This is a genomic window from Microbacterium sp. SW12 (assembly GCF_055391095.1).
Genome location: NZ_AP024335.1, coordinates 1714971 through 1733194, shown reverse-complemented (window position 1 = coordinate 1733194; position 18224 = coordinate 1714971). Strand labels below are relative to the sequence as shown.

General features: G+C 66.6%; 18 protein-coding genes and 2 tRNA genes. 12 read left to right on the top strand and 8 right to left on the bottom strand.

The genetic code is table 11. From position 1 onward, the window contains the following. Positions 1-51: 51 nt before the first annotated feature. Positions 52-2154: a glycogen debranching protein GlgX gene (gene glgX, locus MICSW_RS08695; protein ID WP_292734556.1), complete on the bottom strand. Its 2103-nt coding sequence runs from the start codon at positions 2152-2154 to the stop codon at positions 52-54. A 92-nt stretch (positions 2155-2246) separates the two neighbouring features. Between glgX and MICSW_RS08690 the strand changes: the two genes are divergently transcribed. The 4 genes from MICSW_RS08690 to MICSW_RS08675 all read left to right on the top strand — a co-directional run bounded on the left by MICSW_RS08690 (position 2247) and on the right by MICSW_RS08675 (position 7478). Then, complete coding sequence (locus MICSW_RS08690) at positions 2247-3434, top strand: cysteine desulfurase family protein (RefSeq protein ID WP_292734559.1); 1188 nt, start codon at positions 2247-2249, stop codon at positions 3432-3434. Between the two features lie 9 nt (positions 3435-3443). Beyond that, positions 3444-4541, top strand: coding sequence for a tRNA 2-thiouridine(34) synthase MnmA (mnmA, locus tag MICSW_RS08685; RefSeq protein WP_348681175.1), 1098 nt, complete (start codon positions 3444-3446; stop codon positions 4539-4541). Between the two features lie 85 nt (positions 4542-4626). Next, positions 4627-6918, top strand: a complete 2292-nt coding sequence (gene ligA, locus MICSW_RS08680; protein WP_464498298.1) for an NAD-dependent DNA ligase LigA — start codon at positions 4627-4629, stop codon at positions 6916-6918. 71 nt (positions 6919-6989) lie between these two features. Then, positions 6990-7478 (top strand): DUF4262 domain-containing protein, encoded by a 489-nt coding sequence (locus MICSW_RS08675; RefSeq protein ID WP_228178176.1) that lies wholly within the window; start codon positions 6990-6992, stop codon positions 7476-7478. 11 nt (positions 7479-7489) lie between these two features. Here the strand turns inward: MICSW_RS08675 and MICSW_RS08670 are convergent, their stop codons facing one another. Together MICSW_RS08670 and MICSW_RS08665 are read right to left on the bottom strand one after the other, a co-directional pair. Further along, positions 7490-9190: a long-chain-fatty-acid--CoA ligase gene (locus MICSW_RS08670; RefSeq protein WP_292729865.1), complete on the bottom strand. Its 1701-nt coding sequence runs from the start codon at positions 9188-9190 to the stop codon at positions 7490-7492. A gap of 53 nt (positions 9191-9243) precedes the next feature. After that, positions 9244-9723 carry a TetR-like C-terminal domain-containing protein gene (locus MICSW_RS08665; RefSeq protein WP_228178177.1) on the bottom strand — a complete coding sequence of 160 codons (480 nt, stop codon included), beginning with the start codon at positions 9721-9723 and terminating at the stop codon, positions 9244-9246. A 95-nt stretch (positions 9724-9818) separates the two neighbouring features. Between MICSW_RS08665 and gatC the strand changes: the two genes are divergently transcribed. The 3 genes from gatC to gatB are packed head-to-tail and all read left to right on the top strand — an operon-like array spanning position 9819 to position 13170. After that, positions 9819-10118: an Asp-tRNA(Asn)/Glu-tRNA(Gln) amidotransferase subunit GatC gene (gene gatC, locus MICSW_RS08660; protein ID WP_228178178.1), complete on the top strand. Its 300-nt coding sequence runs from the start codon at positions 9819-9821 to the stop codon at positions 10116-10118. Then, positions 10115-11638, top strand: a complete 1524-nt coding sequence (gene gatA / locus MICSW_RS08655; protein ID WP_292727735.1) for an Asp-tRNA(Asn)/Glu-tRNA(Gln) amidotransferase subunit GatA — start codon at positions 10115-10117, stop codon at positions 11636-11638. The genes gatC and gatA overlap by 4 nt, the downstream gene beginning before the upstream one ends. Next, complete coding sequence (gene gatB, locus MICSW_RS08650) at positions 11638-13170, top strand: Asp-tRNA(Asn)/Glu-tRNA(Gln) amidotransferase subunit GatB (RefSeq protein ID WP_228178180.1); 1533 nt, start codon at positions 11638-11640, stop codon at positions 13168-13170. Before gatA ends, gatB begins: the two co-directional genes overlap by 1 nt. 48 nt (positions 13171-13218) lie before the next feature. On the opposite strand, the gene MICSW_RS08645 is transcribed toward gatB, so the two are convergent. After that, on the bottom strand, positions 13219-13812 hold the full coding sequence (locus tag MICSW_RS08645) for a DUF2202 domain-containing protein (RefSeq protein WP_292727737.1): 594 nt from the start codon (positions 13810-13812) through the stop codon (positions 13219-13221). Positions 13813-13937: 125 nt separating this feature from the next. On the opposite strand from MICSW_RS08645, the gene dinB reads away from it, so the two are divergent. The 3 genes from dinB to MICSW_RS08630 are packed head-to-tail and all read left to right on the top strand — an operon-like array spanning position 13938 to position 16144. After that, entirely contained in the window at positions 13938-15200 is a 1263-nt protein-coding gene (dinB, locus tag MICSW_RS08640; protein ID WP_464495201.1) for a DNA polymerase IV, read from the top strand. Positions 15201-15258: 58 nt separating this feature from the next. Next, a complete protein-coding gene (locus MICSW_RS08635) occupies positions 15259-15579 on the top strand; it encodes a hypothetical protein (RefSeq protein WP_195691589.1) in 321 nt (106 codons plus the stop codon). Next, entirely contained in the window at positions 15554-16144 is a 591-nt protein-coding gene (locus MICSW_RS08630) for a nucleoside/nucleotide kinase family protein (RefSeq protein WP_228178183.1), read from the top strand. The genes MICSW_RS08635 and MICSW_RS08630 overlap by 26 nt, the downstream gene beginning before the upstream one ends. 21 nt (positions 16145-16165) lie before the next feature. Here the strand turns inward: MICSW_RS08630 and MICSW_RS08625 are convergent, their stop codons facing one another. The 4 genes from MICSW_RS08625 to MICSW_RS08610 all read right to left on the bottom strand — a co-directional run bounded on the left by MICSW_RS08625 (position 16166) and on the right by MICSW_RS08610 (position 17419). Beyond that, a complete protein-coding gene (locus tag MICSW_RS08625; RefSeq protein ID WP_228178184.1) occupies positions 16166-16675 on the bottom strand; it encodes a DUF2017 family protein in 510 nt (169 codons plus the stop codon). Then, positions 16672-16965 (bottom strand): ATP-dependent Clp protease adapter ClpS, encoded by a 294-nt coding sequence (clpS, locus tag MICSW_RS08620; RefSeq protein ID WP_374198018.1) that lies wholly within the window; start codon positions 16963-16965, stop codon positions 16672-16674. Before clpS ends, MICSW_RS08625 begins: the two co-directional genes overlap by 4 nt. Beyond that, a complete protein-coding gene (locus MICSW_RS08615) occupies positions 16965-17315 on the bottom strand; it encodes a metallopeptidase family protein (protein WP_228178239.1) in 351 nt (116 codons plus the stop codon). Before MICSW_RS08615 ends, clpS begins: the two co-directional genes overlap by 1 nt. A gap of 31 nt (positions 17316-17346) precedes the next feature. Beyond that, positions 17347-17419: transfer RNA gene (locus MICSW_RS08610), tRNA-Arg, on the bottom strand. A gap of 63 nt (positions 17420-17482) precedes the next feature. Between MICSW_RS08610 and orn the strand changes: the two genes are divergently transcribed. Both orn and MICSW_RS08600 read left to right on the top strand, forming a co-directional pair. Next, the gene (gene orn, locus MICSW_RS08605) at positions 17483-18106 is read left to right on the top strand and encodes an oligoribonuclease (protein WP_228178186.1); all 624 of its coding nucleotides are present in this window, start codon (positions 17483-17485) and stop codon (positions 18104-18106) included. Positions 18107-18142: 36 nt separating this feature from the next. Continuing rightward, positions 18143-18218, top strand: a tRNA-His gene (locus MICSW_RS08600). Positions 18219-18224: the final 6 nt, after the last annotated feature.

The following is an 18224-nucleotide window of genomic DNA, read 5'->3' as shown; positions in this document are numbered from 1 at the left end:
AGGTGTGGACAGGGGGCGCGCCGTCCGCAACAATGCGCCCCTGGAAGAGGCTCAGGCCGGGTCGGCTACGAACAGGCGCATCGATGTCGGACCGAGCTCGACGGATGACGCGGGCTCGTGGGCGGTGATGTCGTCCGACGGATGCTCGTCCTCGCTCGACCAGACCGCTCGATATCGCGCGACCCCCTCGACCCGTGGCAGAAGCACGGTAACCGGACGCTCGGTGCCGTGCACCACGAGAAGAATCCGGTTGGGTGCCTCGAGTTCGGGAGTCGAAGTCGCGAGGTACTGCAGCGTGCGGTGCGTCGGATCGGCCCACCGCGCGCCCGACATCATCTCGCCGTGTTCGTCGTACCAGTCCATGACTGACGCTGACGGCGTCTCCTGGTCGTCGCGCGCGAATCTGCTCGGACGCAGCGCGGGGTTCTGCGCGCGCAGGGTCAGGAGGCGCTGGACGTGGGCGAAAAGGTTCGCCTGCCAGGGCGCGTGCTCCCACGGCAACCAGGTCAGCGGCCCGTCGTGGCAGTAGGCGTTGTTGTTGCCATGCTGCGTGCGTCCGAACTCGTCACCTGCAGTGATCATCGGGACTCCCGCGGAGAGCAGGAGCGTGCCCATCAGATTGCGCATAGCCCGGCGCCGCGTAGCCAGGATGAGCGGGTCGTCAGTCTCGCCCTCGGCCCCATGGTTGAACGACCGGTTCGTGTCGGCGCCATCACGATTGTGTTCGCCGTTTGCGGTGTTGTGTTTGACGTCGTACGACACCAGGTCGTGGAGCGTGAAGCCGTCGTGTGCTGTCACGAAGTTGACGCTCGCAAGCGGACCGCGTTCGGCGCTGAAGGTGTTCGACGACCCAGCGAGCCGTGTCGCGAACCCGCCGACCCCCACGGGCGCGCTCGCGGCGCGACGACCGTAGTCGACATCGCTGAGCCAGAAATTGCGCACGCTGTCACGGTAGCGGTCGTTCCATTCCATCCAGCCCGGACCGAAGTTGCCTGTCTGCCAGCCACCCATCCCGACGTCCCACGGCTCGGCGATCTTCTTGACATCCGCAAGCGCGGGATCGTCGATGATCGCTCGAAGCAAGGGATGCTCGGGGGTGAAGGTGTGCTCGCGGTCACGCCCGAGCGTCGTGGCGAGATCAAAGCGGAAACCGTCGACCTGCACGTCGTTGGCCCAATACCGCAGCGAGTCGAGGACCAGGCGGGAGGCGGCATCCGTCGCGGTATCGACGCTGTTTCCGCAGCCTGTGACGTCGATGTAGGCGCCGTCGGCGTGCTGACGGTAGTAGCCCCGGTTGTCGATGCCCCGGAAGCTCGAGCGCGGGCCACCGAGCTCGGCCTCGGATGTGTGGTTGTAGACGACGTCGAGGATGACTTCCAGGCCGGCCTCGTGCAGGAGCTTGACCATGCCCTTGAACTCCCGCAGCACCGCTTCCGGACCCTGGCGCCGGTTCTCTTCGGTCGCATAGGCGGCATGGGGAGCGAAAAAGCCGACGGTGTTGTAGCCCCAGTAGTTCGTGAGGCCCAGCTCGAGCAGGCGGGGCTCGCTCGCGAACTGGTGGACCGGAAGCAACTCAATGCTGGTAACCCCGAGCGCGGTGAAGTGCTCGATCATCGCCGGGTGCGCAAGTCCCGCGTAGGTGCCGTGCAGGGCGGGGGGAACCTCGGGGTGGCGCTTGGTCATTCCTTTGACGTGACCCTCGTAGATGACCGTCCGGTCCAGAGGCACGAGGGGTTTGCGCGCGCCGCACCAGTCGAAATCGCCGGCGACGACCACTGATCGCCATCCGCGGAAGCCATTGGATGCGAGGCCCCGTGCGTAGGGGTCGATGAGCAGCGTGGAGGGATTGAACGTGTTCCCGGGGCCCTGCGGTCCATCCACCTGGATCGCGTAATGGGTTCCCGGGCGCAGCCCCGCCGCATACGCCGACCAGATGTCACCGTCGGTGCGCGCCAGCGGAACAGTCTCGACGACCCAGTCCAGGTCGTCGTTGTCGAAGATCAGGAGGTCGATCGAGGATGCGTGCGCTGACCAGACCCGCAGCGTGCCGCCACCGTCATGCAGCCGGACACCGAGGTCGTCGAACCGCGGTGACAGGAGACCGGCGTCGGTCGTGTCGGCGCGCGAAAGTACAGCTGACTCGGGGATCGGCATGCGTAGAGCATAACGACGCGGTGCCTGCCGCAGACGGGTCTGCCGCAGGCGTCGGCGGCCCACGACCCCGGGGCAGTGGCACAGTGGAGTGCGTGAGCATCTACCTCGACCATGCGGCCTCGACGCCGCTGCGTCCTGAGGCGCGCGAGGCCTGGCTGCAAGCGGCGTCGGTCGTCGGCAATGCATCGTCGATCCACGCGAATGGCCAGAGTGCGCGGCGAGTCCTGGAGGATGCTCGTGAACGGCTCGCTGCGGCGGTGGGTTGCGACCCGATCGAGATCGTGATCACCTCCGGTGGGACCGAAGCCGTGAACCTCGCCCTGAAGGGGCTCTGGCAGACCCGTCGCGCCGGCACCTCCGACATCGTCCTGCCTGACGGTGAGCATCACGCCTCCATCGACCCCGTGGACTGGATCGCGAGGCGCGATGGTGCCGGCATCCGGAGTGTGCCACTCACAACCCGGGGAGCCATCGACGCTGCCGAGTTCGCGGCGGCTCTCCCTGGGGCCGCTCTGGCAACGGCGCTTGTCGCCAACAACGAGGTGGGGACGGTCAACCCCGTCGCCGATCTTGCCCGGGCGGCAGCCTCGGAGCGCGTGCCGCTCCATCTGGACGCCGTTGCGGCGTTCGGCCACATGCCGGTGTCGTTCGCGGGCCTGCGCGGAGATGCTCGGCCCGGAGCCGGACTCCTCGCCATGAGCCTGTCAGCGCACAAGGTCGGCGGACCGATCGGGGTGGGCGCTCTCGTGGTCGCCCGCTCTGCCCGACTGGACCCGCTGCTGCACGGCGGTGGTCAACAGCGCGGACTGCGCTCGGGGACCCAGGACATCGCTGGAGCGGCGGCCTTCGCGGTAGCTGCCGAGCTCGCGGTCAGGGAGCTTGCCGAAGAGTCGGCGCGCTTGTCGGGGATGCGCGATCGGCTGATCGCTGGCGTGCTCGCCACGATCCCCGCGGCCGAACTGCTCGGTGATCCGGTCGATCGCCTATCGGGGAACGCGCACATCCTCTTTCCTGGGGCGTCGGGGGAGTCGCTTCTCTTCCTGCTCGACATGGCCGGGGTCTCGGTGTCGACGGGGTCGGCGTGTCAGGCCGGTGTTCCCGAGCCGTCCCACGTCGTGACGGCCATGGGCAGAAGCGATCGGGAGGCGCGCGAGGTGCTGCGGTTCACCCTGGGGCGCTCGACGACGGATGCCGACATCGACGCGGTTCTGCGGGTGCTTCCTGATGCGGTCGAGCGGGCGCGGGCGGCATCCGGGTCCCATACAGATGGCCGCTCGTAGACTGGGACCATGCGTGTTCTTGCGGCCATGAGTGGCGGAGTCGACTCCGCTGTCGCCGCGGCGCGCGCTGTAGATGCCGGCCACGAGGTCGTCGGGGTCCATCTCGCCCTCTCCCGGGCGGGCGGCACGCTGCGCACGGGAAGCCGCGGCTGCTGCACGATCGAGGATGCGATGGATGCCCGTCGCGCGGCCGATCGCCTGGGCATCCCGTTCTACGTCTGGGACTTCTCGGAGCGGTTCCGCGACGAGGTCATCGACGATTTCATCGCCGAGTACCGAGCCGGTCGCACGCCCAATCCATGCATGCGTTGCAACGAGAAGATCAAGTTCGCAGCGCTGTTGGAGCGCGCGATCGAGCTCGGCTTCGATGCCGTCTGCACCGGCCATTACGCGACCCTCGTTGAGACGCCGGAGGGCCGTGAGTTGCACCGGGCTTCGGATGCGGCGAAAGACCAGTCGTATGTGCTCGGCGTGCTCGACGCTGATCAGCTCGCGCACTGCCTCTTCCCGCTCGGTTCGACCCCATCGAAGGCTGTCGTGCGCGCCGAGGCTGAGGAGCGGGGCCTGACCGTTGCGCACAAGCCCGACAGCCACGACATCTGCTTCATTCCCGACGGCGACACGAAAGGGTGGCTGGCTGAGCGCGTCGGGGTCGCTGAAGGGCCTATCGTCGATCGTTCCGGCGCCCAGGTGGGCACTCACGATGGTGCTCACGCCTACACGGTCGGTCAGCGCCGCGGGCTCGCACTCGGCACTCCGGCTCCTGATGGCAAGCCGCGGTTCGTTCTCGAGATCCGACCCGTGACCAACACGGTGGTCGTCGGGCCGAAGGAGGCTCTCGCGACCGCCGAGATCGCCGGATCCCGGGCGAGTTGGGCGGGGCGGGCGCCGGATGCGGCATCCTTCGCGTGCGACGTACAGATCCGCGCCCACGCCGATCCGGTTCCCGCGCGAGCAGAGATCCTCGACGGCGAGGTCGTGGTCAAGCCCGATGAGCCCCTCGACGGGGTCGCTACCGGGCAGACAGCGGTGCTCTACGACGGCACGCGCGTCATCGGCCAGTTCACGATCGATCGCACGAGGTCGGCTGTTCCCATCGAGGCGTGAGCAGCGGCATCCTGTGTCGGCCTGCCGTGTCGTGGGTGGTGCCTAAACTGCACTCGTGGCCACGAACGACGTTTCCCCTGCATCTGTGACGATCCCGGATGCGGAGCTCGCGCGGCTCAGTCTCGACGATGCTCGGGCGGAGGCTTCGCGCCTCACTGACCTCATTGTCGATGCCCGCGGGGCGTACTACGGGCGTGACGAGGTCATCGTCGACGACGCCACGTACGACACGTGGATGCAGCGGCTGGAGGCCCTCGAGCGACTGCATCCCGAAGTTCAGGGGCAGGATTCGCCGACACTCTCGGTCGGGGCAGCATCAGGCACGCTGTTTTCGCCGGTCGAGCATGCCGAGCGGATGCTGAGCCTCGACAATGTCTTCAGCGACGAGGAATTCCGGGCCTGGGCTGCACGCGTGCAGCGTGACGTCGGCGGCTCAGTTCATTACCTGTGTGAGCTCAAGATCGACGGTCTCGCCCTGTCGTTGCGCTACGAGCGCGGGCGGCTCGTGTCGGCTGCCACGCGGGGTGACGGACGCGTCGGAGAGGACGTGACCGAGAACGTCCGGGACGTGGCCGGTATCCCGACCGCGCTTGCCGGGACGGGACATCCTGAGCTTGTCGAGGTGCGTGGTGAGGTGTTCTTCACCGTGGCTGACTTCGAGTCGCTCAACGCCTACCAGGAGTCGATGGGAGATCGCCTGTTCGCGAATCCGCGGAACGCGGCATCCGGGTCGCTCCGGCAGAAGCGCGAGGGCAAGAACGAGCGCCAGCTCGAGGCGATGCACGAACGGCTCTCGCGGCTGCGGCTGACCGTCCATGGCATCGGCGCCTGGCCGAATCCTCCGGTAGCGACCCAGAGCGAGGTCTATGGGCTGCTGGAGTCGTGGGGTTTGCCGGTGAGTCGGTACTTCACGGTCGCAGAGTCAGTCGATGCCGCCGCCGATTACATCCGCCACTACGGCGAACACCGTCACGATGTCGAGCACGAGATCGACGGTGTCGTCGTGAAAGTCGATGAGTTGGCTTTGCACGACGAGCTGGGCGCGACGAGCCGCGCGCCGCGGTGGGCGATTGCGTACAAGTACCCGCCCGAGCAGGTGAACACGAAGCTGCTCGACATCGTCGTTTCGGTCGGGCGAACCGGCCGCGCGACACCGTTCGCCGTTATGGAACCGGCGCGTGTCGCGGGCAGCGTCGTACGTCAGGCGACGCTGCACAACCAGGACGTCGTGAAGGCCAAGGGGGTCCTCATCGGCGACACGATCGTCATCCGCAAGGCCGGCGATGTCATTCCCGAAGTCCTCGGGCCGGTCGTCGAGTTGCGTGACGGCAGCGAACGCGCATTCATCATGCCGACGCACTGCCCCGAGTGCGGCTCTCCGCTCGCCCCCGCCAAAGAGGGCGACATCGATCTGCGGTGCCCGAACACGCGATCGTGTCCGGCCCAGGTTCGCGGTCGGGTCGAGCACATTGGTTCGCGCGGCGCTCTCGATATCGAGGGGCTCGGTGAGGTGTCAGCTGCCGCCCTGACGCATCCGTTGCGGCCCGAGGTGCCGCCGCTGGTCACCGAGGCGGGGCTGTTCGATCTGCGTGCCGAGGACCTGTTTCCAATCGACGTCGAGGTGCGCGATGCCGAGACGGGGCTTGTTCGGCTCGATGCCGACGGTGAGCCGGATGCGCGCAGCCCGTTCCGTCGTCAGCGCAGGTCTCCGCTGGAAGGTCGTGCGCCGACAGCGTCGCGCCCCGATCCCGTGTTCGATCCTGAGGGGCCGTTCGATGGGGATGCCGACTTCATTCTGTCGGCGGCGGCGTATGAGCTGCTCGACAATCTCGAACGCGCCAAGACGAAGGAGTTGTGGCGCTTCCTCGTCGCGTTGAGCATCCGTCACGTTGGCCCGGTCGCTGCCCGCGCGCTGGCGCAGTGGTTCGGGTCGATTGATGCGATTCGTGCGGCGTCCCGTGAGGAGCTCGCCGCGGTCGAGGGCGTCGGCCCGATCATCGCCGATGCGATCATCGACTGGTTCGAGGTCGACTGGCACGTTGAGATCGTCGAGCGGTGGGCGGCCGCAGGAGCGCAGCTGTCGACCCCCGGCCATCCTGGTCCTGGCGCTGCTGTCGTCTCGGGCGGAGTGCTCGAGGGCGTCACGGTTGTGGCTACCGGAACCCTGGAGGGATATACGCGCGAGGGCGCACAAGAGGCGATCATGGCAGCTGGCGGCAAGGCTGCCTCGAGCGTGTCCAAGAAGACGGATTTCGTGGCTGCTGGCCCGGGCGCCGGCTCGAAGCTTGCGAAGGCGGAGGAGCTCGGTGTGCGGATTATCGATGCAGCCCAGTTCCGCATCCTCGTGGAGCAGGGTCCAGCCGCGCTGGGGGAGTAATCTGGCGCCAATCTGAGTGTCGTACGTTTGTTCTAATCTCATGATCAAGGTCACTGAGGGAGGACAAGATCATGAGTGCACTGGACGCCGCAACGCAGGCATGGCTCGACCAAGAAGATCGCCACACCGTTGAGACCATTCGAAAGTACGGCACGTACATCCAGTACGTCGGTGGGGCCGGGCACGTTGAGCGCGCGCCGTTCGCGTACACGGTTGGTCTGTACGGGATCGGTCATCCCGAGCTCGCGATTCTTGGCGTGGGGCCCGAGACTGCGGCAGCGGTTCTCAACGATCTCTCGGCGCGTGTCCGGGACGGATCCGATCTCATTCCGGGCGAGATTCTGAGCTTCCAGGCGTGGCAACATCGCGTCCGCGTCGAGGCGGTTCCCAACCCGGGCGAGATCGCCTTCGCCGCCAATCGGTTCTACGAGCGACCCGACGCGTTCTCGGTTCCTCTTCTCCAACTCACCTACGACGATGTCAACGGCCACTTTCCGGACGAGGTGGGGTACTCGATTCCCGCATGGATCCAACCACGGCCTGGGCAGTGGCGAGCCTGATGCCGCGAGGCCTACTCCTCGCCCGAGAGCTCCAGAAGCTTCGCGCGCACCTGCCGCCGCAGGACCTTTCCGATCAGTGACTTTGGTAGCTCATCGACGACGAAGATTCGGCGCGGCACCTTGTAGGGGGTGAGGATGCTGCGCGCGAACTCGCGAATAGCGGTCTCGTCGATGTCCTCGACGCTGGACTCGAGCACGATAGCGGCGACAACCTCTTCACCGGAGTGCTCCGACGGCATCCCGACGACCGCGACATCGGCAACGGCAGGATGCTGCCGCAGCACTCCCTCGACCTCGGTCGGGGCGACGTTGAAGCCTCCTGTGATGATGAGCTCCTTGATGCGGTCGACGATCCGCACGAACCCGGCGTTGTCGATTGTGACGATATCGCCGGTGCGGAACCAACCGTCGACGAAGACCTCCTCGGTCTCTTCCGGTCGCCCGTAGTAGCCAGAGAAGACCTGGGGGCCACGCACGATCAGTTCGCCACGCTCGCCCTGCGCGACGTCCGTCGTCGGATCATCTGGGTCGACGACGCGACACTCGGTGCCCGGAAGAGGCAAACCGACGGTGCCGGGGACGCGGTTGTCGGCGACGGGGTTCGCCATCAGTACGGGGGAGCACTCGCTGAGGCCGTAACCTTCGACGAGGTATCCGCCGGTCTCGGCCTCGAACGGCACGACGAGTTCGTGCGGGAGTGCCATTGCTCCCGAGATCGCGACGCCCGTACCCGCGAGCGAAATCCCCGTGCGCTGAGACTCCTTCAAGAGTCGATCAGCGATCGGCGGTACGAGCGGCAAGAAGGTCGCCGGATGCTTCTTCGTGACCTCGAGCACCATGTCGGGATCGAACCGCGGGAAAAGTACCAGGCGGGCGCCCATTGACATCGCGAACGTGAGACACAGCGTCAGTCCGTACGCATGGAACATCGGCAGGACGGCGTAGACGACGCATCCTTCGCCGCGCTGGATCGTGGGAACCCACGCTCGCGCCTGGGCAGCGTTCGAGAGCAGGTTGCGATGTGTCAGCGACGCGCCCTTGGGGTTGCCCGTCGTTCCGCTCGTGTATTGGATCAGCGCGAGATCGTCGGTGGAGGGTGACGGGTGCGCGGCAGGCAGCGGCTCGTGGCTCGCGACGTCATCCCAGCTGACGGCACCGCTGACTCGCTCGGTGAGGGCGGTGCGCGCCTCGCGTGCTTTGGCGATCGGGAGCTTGAGTGCCAGCTGCATCGTCCAGGGCATCGCCTTGGTGATGTCGACCGAGATGAGTGTGTCGACACGCAGATCGCGGGGGAACTCCTGAACGGTGCGCACGACCTTGCTCCACACGATCGCGTGCTTGGCGCCGTGGTCTTCGAACTGCTTGCGCAGTTCCCGCGGGGTGTAGAGAGGGTTGTGCTCGACGACAACGGCTCCCAAGCGCAGGATCGCGTAGAACGCGACGATGTGCTGCGGGCAGTTGGGCAGCACGATCGCGACCGGGTCGCCTGCCCGGACGCCGTGTGCGTGCAAGGCGGCAGCAGCGCGTTGGATCTGCTCGTCGAGCGACCGATAGCTCGTCGTACGTCCGAAGAACTGCAGCGCGGGAGCATCGGGATAATCCCGGACGGATGCCGCAACGATGTCGACGAGTGACCCGCTGACCGGATCGAGGTCCTCGGGGACCCCCTCCGCGTAGCTGGCGATCCAGGGGCGAGGCGGGTCGTACTGCATCACGGCATTCAGCCTAGGGGAGAGCGCGCCGCCCCTGAAGGTCCGGCTCGCGGTCAGAGTGTCTCGAAGGCGAGATGGCGCACGATCGCACGAGCGCGTGAATCCGGATCGGGAGGAGGCGGCGTTGCGCCACTGAGCCAGATTCCGGCGAGTCCGTGCACGATAGCGAACGCAGCGTACGCCGAATCGTGCGCCTCCTCGTCATCCGACGCGTCAGTGCGGGCATCGGCAACGGCCCGCTCGAGGATGCCCCATGTCGCCATCCGTGCTGCAGCGAGTGAGGAATCCTCCTCATCGGTCAGTCGCGGTGTCCACATCACCGCGTAGTGGCCAGGATGGGCGAGCGCCCACGTCACGTAGGTCACGCCGTGGTGGTAGATGTCGCCGCCCGCCTCTGTCAGCGCCGCACTGACAACATCGTCGCGGCCGCCGGGGTAGACAACCCTGCCGCGCCTTCGACGCCGCTCCTTCCGCGAGCGATGCTGCAGGTCGTCTTCATCGCGAGCGGGATCGTGGCTGCGCTCCCGGCTCATCGACTCACCGTGCGTCGGACTGAGCGCTCTGCGGCGTGAAGCCGGAGGGGTCTGCGGGGCACAGGCGGTCGAGGTGCCCCACCTAGAATGGTGCGGTGTCTGAAATCACCCCCGATCTCGTGCGCCATCTTGGTGTGCTCGCCCGGATCCGCCTGAGCGACGACGAGGTTCAGCGCCTCACCGGCCAGCTCGACGCGATCGTCGACAACATCGCCAAGGTGTCGCAGGTGGCCACTCCCGAGGTGCCTGCGACCAGTCACCCGATCGCCCTACACAATGTGTTCCGCGCTGATGTTCCGGGCGACATGCTCACGCCCGAGCAGGTGCTGCAGAACGCCCCGGATGCCGCAGACGGCCGCTTCCGTGTGACCGCGATCCTGGGAGAAGAACAGTGACAGACCTCACCCGCCTGACAGCTGCCGAGCTGGCGTCGTCGCTCGCCTCGGGCGAGATATCGAGTGTCGAGGCTACGCGCGCGCATCTCGACCGGATCGCCGCGGTGGATGCCGACATCCACGCCTTCCTCCACGTCAGCGACCACGCGCTCGAGGTGGCAGCCGATATCGACGCCCGGCGCACGGCAGGCGAAGAGCTCCCCGAGTTGGCGGGAGTCCCGCTCGCCATCAAGGATGTGCTCGTCACGACCGACATGCCGTCCACGAGCGGATCCCGCATCCTCGAGGGGTTCATGTCGCCCTACGATGCGACGGTCGTCGCGCGTTCGCGTGCTGCCGGTCTCGTCCCGCTGGGCAAGACCAACATGGACGAATTCGCGATGGGCTCCTCGACCGAGCACTCGGCCTACGGTCCCACGCGCAATCCATGGGATCTCGACCGAATCCCCGGCGGGTCTGGCGGTGGATCAGCCGCGGCAGTCGCAGCTTTCGAGGCGCCACTTGCTCTCGGGTCCGACACCGGCGGTTCGATTCGTCAGCCGGCGCACGTGACCGGCACGGTGGGTGTGAAGCCCACGTACGGCGCTGTGAGCCGGTACGGGGCGATCGCACTGGCCTCCAGCCTCGATCAGGTCGGACCGGTCACCCGGACGGTGCTCGACGCGGGTCTGCTCCACGACGTGATCGGCGGTCACGACCCCCACGATTCGACCTCGCTCGCCGAGGACTGGCCGTCGTTTGCGGATGCCGCACGCGAGGGTGCCCGCGGCGATGTGCTGAAAGGTCTGCGGGTCGGCGTCATCCGGGAACTGCCCGACAGCGGTTTCCAGAGCGGTGTTTCGGAGTCCTTCCGTGCAGCTCTGGCACGTATGGAGGCGCAGGGTGCCGAGATCGTCGAGATCAGCGCGCCCCACTTCGAGTACGGCGTCGCCGCCTACTACCTGATCCTGCCCGCTGAGGCATCCAGTAACCTCGCGAAGTTCGACTCGGTGCGCTTCGGACTGCGCGTCGACGTTCCGGGAGGAACTGTTGAAGACGTCATGGCAGCTACGCGAGAAGCGGGCTTCGGCGACGAGGTCAAGCGCCGCATCATTCTCGGGACATACGCCCTGAGCGCCGGCTACTACGACGCGTACTACGGATCGGCCCAGAAGGTTCGCACCCTCATCCAGCAGGACTTCGACCAGGCGTTCGCGCAGGTCGACGTCATCGCCACACCCACCGCCCCGACCACGGCGTTCCGCCTGGGGGAGAAGATCGACGACCCGCTGCAGATGTATCTCAACGACGTCGCGACGATCCCTGCAAACCTCGCCGGTGTTCCCGGGATCTCTCTTCCCTCGGGTCTGTCGGCAGACGATGGCCTGCCTGTCGGCATCCAGTTCCTCGCGCCGGCTCGACAGGATGCGCGGCTCTACCGCGTGGGTGCGGCGCTCGAGGCGCTGCTGCTGGACGAGTGGGGTGGTCCGCTGCTTGACCGGGCCCCGGTATTGAGCGCATCGACGGGAGGGCGTGCCTGATGGCTACCGCGAAGCTCATGGATTACGACAAGGCTCTCGAGCTGTTCGAGCCGGTGCTCGGGTTCGAGGTGCATGTCGAGCTGAACACCGAGACCAAGATGTTCTCGGCTGCCGGCAACCCGGCCCACGCCTCCAACCACAGCGCTGAGCCCAACACCCTTGTCGCCCCGGTCGACATGGGGCTTCCAGGGGCGTTGCCGGTCGTGAACGAGACAGCAGTGCGCTCGTCGATCAGTCTGGGGCTTGCCCTCGGTTGCTCGATCGCGCCCTCGAGTCGGTTCGCTCGCAAGAACTACTTCTACCCCGACCTCGGAAAGAACTATCAGATCTCGCAGTACGACGAGCCCATCGCGTTCGAGGGCAAGGTCGAGGTCGAGCTCGAAGACGGCACCATCGTCGAGGTTCCCATCGAGCGCGCGCACATGGAAGAGGATGCCGGAAAGCTCACCCACATGGGCGGTTCCACGGGCCGCATCCAGGGCGCCGAGTACTCGCTCGTCGACTACAACCGCGCGGGCGTTCCGCTGATTGAGATCGTCACCAAGCCGATCTTCGGCGCCGAGCACCGCGCGCCCGAGATCGCCAAGGCCTATGTGCGGACGATCCGCGACATCGTGCTCTCGCTCGGCATCTCGGAAGCGCGTCTGGAGCGTGGGAACCTCCGCTGTGACGCGAACGTGTCGCTGCGCCCGCGCGTCGCGGCCGGCGAGCCGCCGGCTCCGTTGGGAACCCGCACCGAGACGAAGAACGTCAACTCGATGCGCTCGGTCGAGCGCGCGGTTCGTCACGAGATCCAGCGCCAGGCCGCGATCCTCGCTGCCGGCGGCACGATCACGCAAGAGACCCGTCACTGGCACGAAGACACCGGCACGACCTCGCCCGGACGCCCGAAGTCGGATGCCGACGACTACCGCTACTTCCCCGAGCCCGACCTGCTTCCCGTTGAGCCGTCGATCGAGCTGATCGAGGAGCTTCGAGCGGCGCTTCCCGAGTCACCGGCTGCGCGTCGGCGCCGGCTGAAGGCGGAGTGGGGATTCACCGACCTCGAATTCCAGGATGTCGCCAACGGCGGCATCCTCGCCGAGGTCGAGGCGACGATCGCTGCAGGCGCATCACCGGCATCAGCACGCAAGTGGTGGACCGGTGAGATTGCCCGAATCGCGAACGCGCAGGACCGCGAAGCGAGCGACCTCGTCTCGCCCGCCGACGTCGCGGCGCTCCAGCGGCTCGTCGATGCGGGAACACTCACCGACAAGCTCGCCCGACAGGTCCTCGAGGGCGTCATCGCCGGCGAGGGCACTCCGCAGGAGGTCGTAGACGCGCGAGGGCTCGCGGTCGTCTCGGATGACGGGGCGCTGATCGCCGCGATCGATGAGGCGCTCGCGTCCCAGCCCGATGTGCTCGAGAAGATCCGCGACGGCAAGGTTCAGGCTGCCGGCGCGATCATCGGCGCTGTCATGAAGGCGATGAAGGGCCAGGCTGACGCCGCGCGCGTGCGCGAGTTGATTCTCGAGCGCGCTTCGCAGTCCTGACCCTCGGTCGGCTCGAGCTGGTGCAGCCCCGCGCGGGGCTGCACTTCATCAAGCCTGCCGCTCGAACGCGGCGAGGTGATTCTGGGAGCCGGCAAGCAGGCGCTCCAGGACAACCGCGACATCATCGGCAGCGTCGTCTAGGGCACGCGTCAGATCGGCGATGTCGGTTTGCTCGATGAGGACTCCGACATCGATGGCGGCGGCCCTGGACCCGCTGCCATCGGCCACGAGCTGGTCGTAGAGCGCCTGGAGGTCGGGGTCGGTGAACACGCCGATCTCGTCCGAGCGCGGATCGGCAAGGTCGTACTCCACGAGAAGTGTTGCCACGGCATCCTGATGCGAGATCTCGGACGCTGCGATGTTGACGAAGACGTTCCCGCCCCACAGGTCACCGAGCACGGTGTACACGTCGTGAGCGAGCTTCTCCTCTTCGATGAGGTACAGCAACTGCGCCTCCAGGTCGCTCGTGACGATCTCCGCGGGGATGGGTGACCCGGTCGGCGCCAGTGGGCTCGCGGTGGTCGGGGCAGCGGATGCCTCGGCCTCGGCGGTCGGTGCGGACGCGACCGTGCACCCCGAGATCCCCAGAGCCGCAGCTGTGACCACTGCGACGGGGAGGACATGGCGTGCTGAACTGATCATGACGTGCTCCTTCGATGTCGGACTCTTATACCCCCTAGGGTATCCCGGAAGGGTCCGCGGTGACCATCCAGCGCCTATGGGAACGCCGACAGAACACTGTCGGTGGGGTGGGCGAGAATGGATGCATGGGACGAGGGGACGGCAGGAATCGCCTCGTGTCGCCCGACGATGCTGACGACACCGGCGCCGTCATCCTTCACGTCGACATGGATGCGTTCTACGCGGCTGTCGAGGTGCTCGATGACCCGACCCTTGCAGGAAAGCCGATCATCATCGGCGCACCCGAGAGCCGGTCGGTCGTGTCCAGTGCTTCCTACGAGGCTCGCGCGTTCGGTGTTCGAGCTGCCATGCCGGTCGGGCAGGCGTTGCGCTTGTGCCCGCAGGCGATCGTCGTGCCACCTCACTTCGATCGCTACGTGGCGCTCTCGCGCGAGGTCATGCGCGTGTTCCACGAGATCACACCGCTGGTCGAACCGCTGTCGATCGACGAGGCCTTTCTCGATGTGCGTGGGGCGCGGCGCCTGTGGGGGTCTCCCGGAACGATCGCACGGATGCTTCGCGCCCGCGTGCGCGACGAGACCGGCCTGACCTGCAGCGTGGGTGCCGCCGCAACGAAGCATGTCGCGAAGATGGCCTCCACCCTGAGCAAACCCGACGGCCTTCTGATCGTCGCCGAAGCAGACACCGCGGCATTCCTCGCGCCACGGTCTGTCCGCGCGCTGTGGGGCGTGGGACCGAAGGCCGCCGAGGCGCTCGAGTCGCGTGGCATCCGTACGGTTGCCGACGTGCTGGAGACGCCGCAGGCCGTCCTCGAACGTGCGCTGGGCGCAGCAATGGGGGAGCGAGTGTGGAACCTCGCGCGGGGCAGGGATGCACGCGAGGTGTCCACCACCCGTGTCGAAAAGAGTGTCGGGCACGAAGAGACGTTTCACACTGATATCAGCGACCCCGCGGTGCTGCGCTCGGAGCTGCGTCGTCTGGCTGACCGTGTTGCGGCACGCCTGCGCGCAGCATCATGGGAAGCCGGAGCTGTCGCGATCAAGGTTCGGTTCGCCGACTTCAGCACCGTGTCCCGCTCGCGCAGCCTCCCGGAGCCGAGCTCCGTCGGCCAGTGCCTGGGGGAGGTCGCTCTGGAACTGTTCGACGCGATCGACAGGCGCCTCCCCATCCGGCTCGTGGGCGTCCGTGCCGAGAAGCTACGTACCCTCAGTGAGTCAGCGCCCACCCTGTGGGACGACGACGGAGAGTGGCGGCGCGTCGAATCCGCACTGGATACTGCGGCTGCCCGCTTCGGTCGAGGGGCGGTCACCCGTGCGACCCTCATCAGCGAACGCGGCGGCGGGACGCTCCCCTCGAACCCCCGCCTGCCCCGCGACGATCAGCGTTGACGAGGACCGGATCCACGTCGGCCTGTCCTGGAGCGTCCCGGGGCGGTAGCGTGGGGCCATGCCCAACATCGCGCTCGAACTCGGCAAGCAGGCGGCATCCTTCGGTGTCTCCGGCATCTACGGAGAACAACAGGATGTCGACGGCATCAAGATCATCCCCGTCGCCCTCGCGTCCTCCGGCTTCGGCGGGGGCTCGGATGAGGGCGGCAACGGTGGCGGTGGGGCCGGCGGTACGGCGATCCCGATTGGCGCGTACATTCGCCGCGGTGATGACCTGCGCTTCGAGCCCAATCTGATCTCTCTGCTTGCTGTCGGCATCCCGTTCGTGTGGGTCGCCGGGCACGTCCTCATTCGTGTCATCCGCGCCCTCAAGAAGTGACGATCCCGTCGGTCAGGTCCTGACCGAGGCCACCGACGCCCTGCGCGACGACATCCTGACGCTGGGTGGCCCGGCGCCCGTCATCCTGATCGACGGGCGCAGCGGAGCCGGCAAGACGAGCCTGACGCGCCTTCTTCTGGAGCGGTGGCCGTTGGATGCCTCACCTCAGTTGCTCGCGCTGGACTCGACGTACCCGGGTTGGGACGGGCTGGATGCCGCCGTCGAGGACGTCACACGTCACGTCCTCATCCCGCATGCCAACGGACAGCAGGGCCGGTGGCGACGGTGGGACTGGAGCGCGGGTGAGTATGCGGAGTCGTATGGCGTGGATCCGGATCTTCCGCTCGTGATCGAAGGATCCGGCATCCTCACCCCGACGACCGCTGCGCTCGCGAGCGTTCGCGTGTGGGTCGAATCGCCGGCGGACTCCCGACGAGAACGGGCCCTGGAGCGCGACGGGGACACGTACCGACCACACTGGGAGCGGTGGGCGCGCCAGGAGGATCGCCACATCACTCGTGACGACCCGGCAGCACACGCAACGCGGGTCTTCGTCGTTCCGTGAGCCGATCGGTGCCTGGTGTCGTCAGGTGCCGCGGGGATCGGAATCTGCGTCGATCGCGCTAATGAGGCTGTCGAGGCGGTAGCCGAGCCAGTCGTAGATCCCGAAACGCGGATCAGAGGCATCGTGGTCGTCATCGGCCTGAATCCCGAGCCTCGTCGCGAGTACGAGCCGAATCGCCGACAGCGTGCGCAGCAACGCGCTCACATCAGCTGCGCTTGCGTGCACGACGACCTCCTCCGTGAGCGCCGGGTCGTCGGATGCGATCGGCATGGCGGGTAGCGTCGGGCGCAGGATGCCGAGAACAGTCTCGGCATCCGTGTGACGGCGGTCCAGCAGCTCGCGCTCGGTCAAGCGGCGGAACTCGCGAGCTGCGGCGTCATCGTCGAGATACCCCTCGGGAACGAGGCGTGCCACGGCATCATCGCTTGATGCGTCTGTCGTGGCGTCGAGGAGGTCCCGGAACTGCTCCGTCATCTGCGAGAGGTGCAGAGCCTCGATCCGCGTGATGGCCATCACGAGTTCGCGGGTCATGCCGGAGCCCTCCGCACCGTCGCCGAGAGCCCGTAGTCATGCATCGCGTGAACGTGGAGCTCCATCTGCTCGCGCGCACCTTCGGCCACTACGGCATGGCCCTCATGATGCACGGCGAGCATCAGTGATTCGGCCCGCTCGGCGCTGAACCCGAAGTAGCTCCGAAAGACATGGGTGACGTAGCTCATCAGGTTGACCGGGTCGTTCCACACGACTGTCTGCCACGGCGTTTCAGCGGCGCGGAGCGTGTCGACATCCTCATCGGCTCGAGGCAGTGTCGCGCTGTTCATCAAGCCCATCCCAACTCGTGGAGCCGGTCGTCGTCAATCCCGTAGAAGTGCGCGATCTCGTGCACGAGAGTCGTATGGATCTCGGCGCGAAGGTCGTCCAGATCGTCGCACGCTGCCAGGTGCGCTTCGCGATAGACGATGATCCGGTCCGGAAGCTCACCCACGCCATATCGATCGCGTTCGGTCAGCGCCCACCCGTCGTAGAGCCCGAGGAGGTCCAGGGAACCGTCCTCGCCGCGGTCTTCGACGACGAAGATGACGTTGTCCAGTCCGTCGACCATGTCATCGGGAAGTCGGTCGAGTTCTTCGACGACCAGGCGCTCGAACGCGTCGGCATCCATCTCGACCATCGTGCCCCGCGCCTTCCCGCCACTCATCTCGTGCCCCCGACTGGACTCGAACCAGTAACCGTCGGATTAGAAGGCCGATGCTCTATCCATTGAGCTACGGAGGCGCATCAACCAGATTACCGGGAGCCGCCGCAGTAGCCGGGAGCGCCCGCTCTAGGATGGGCGGCATGGCTTCGAGCGAGAACGACCGGCTGGTGTGGATCGACTGTGAGATGACCGGACTGGACCTCGCCGTCGACGAACTCGTCGAGATCGCGGTGATCGTCACCGATTTCGAGTTGCGCCCGCTGGATCCCGGCTTCCAGATCGTTATCAAACCTGACGCTTCTGCGCTGGCGAACATGAATGACTTCGTCACCGCCATGCACGAGAAGTCCGGACTGCTCGAGGCGATCCCGAACGGCGTCAGCGTCGCAGAGGCCGAATTCGAGGTTCTCGAGTACATCCAGCGCTTTGTTCCCCTCGAGGGCAAGGCGCCGTTGGCCGGAAACACGATCGGGACTGACCGGATGTTCCTCGCGAAGTACATGCCCCGCGTCGATCGGTGGCTGCACTACCGCAACGTCGATGTGTCGAGCATCAAGGAACTGGCCAGGCGCTGGTACCCACGCGCATACATCCACGCCCCGGCGAAGGATGGCGGCCACCGCGCGCTCGCCGACATCAGCGAATCGCTGCGCGAGCTGGCGTATTACCGCAGCGTCGTGTTCGTTCCCGAACCGGGTCCGACCAGCGATGAGGCCAAGCAGGCAGCGGCTGTCGCCGTGTCGGCGTTCGCCCCCGGCGTGTGAGAGAATCTTTTGGTTGCGCACTCCGGTGTGCACATGGTGGCTATAGCTCAGTTGGTAGAGCACCGCGTTGTGGTCGCGGGGGTCGCGGGTTCAAGCCCCGTTAGCCACCCCACGTATT

Coding starts and splice junctions, on each gene's coding strand:
- glgX (WP_292734556.1), bottom strand. CDS start 2,154: ATGCCGATCCCCGAGTCAGCTGTACTTTCGCGCGCCGACACGACCGAC.
- mnmA (WP_348681175.1), top strand. CDS start 3,444: ATGCGTGTTCTTGCGGCCATGAGTGGCGGAGTCGACTCCGCTGTCGCC.
- MICSW_RS08675 (WP_228178176.1), top strand. CDS start 6,990: ATGAGTGCACTGGACGCCGCAACGCAGGCATGGCTCGACCAAGAAGAT.
- MICSW_RS08670 (WP_292729865.1), bottom strand. CDS start 9,190: ATGCAGTACGACCCGCCTCGCCCCTGGATCGCCAGCTACGCGGAGGGG.
- MICSW_RS08665 (WP_228178177.1), bottom strand. CDS start 9,723: ATGAGCCGGGAGCGCAGCCACGATCCCGCTCGCGATGAAGACGACCTG.
- gatB (WP_228178180.1), top strand. CDS start 11,638: ATGGCTACCGCGAAGCTCATGGATTACGACAAGGCTCTCGAGCTGTTC.
- MICSW_RS08645 (WP_292727737.1), bottom strand. CDS start 13,812: ATGATCAGTTCAGCACGCCATGTCCTCCCCGTCGCAGTGGTCACAGCT.
- dinB (WP_464495201.1), top strand. CDS start 13,938: ATGGGACGAGGGGACGGCAGGAATCGCCTCGTGTCGCCCGACGATGCT.
- MICSW_RS08635 (WP_195691589.1), top strand. CDS start 15,259: ATGCCCAACATCGCGCTCGAACTCGGCAAGCAGGCGGCATCCTTCGGT.
- MICSW_RS08625 (WP_228178184.1), bottom strand. CDS start 16,675: ATGACCCGCGAACTCGTGATGGCCATCACGCGGATCGAGGCTCTGCAC.
- clpS (WP_374198018.1), bottom strand. CDS start 16,965: ATGAACAGCGCGACACTGCCTCGAGCCGATGAGGATGTCGACACGCTC.
- MICSW_RS08615 (WP_228178239.1), bottom strand. CDS start 17,315: ATGGTCGAGATGGATGCCGACGCGTTCGAGCGCCTGGTCGTCGAAGAA.
- orn (WP_228178186.1), top strand. CDS start 17,483: ATGGCTTCGAGCGAGAACGACCGGCTGGTGTGGATCGACTGTGAGATG.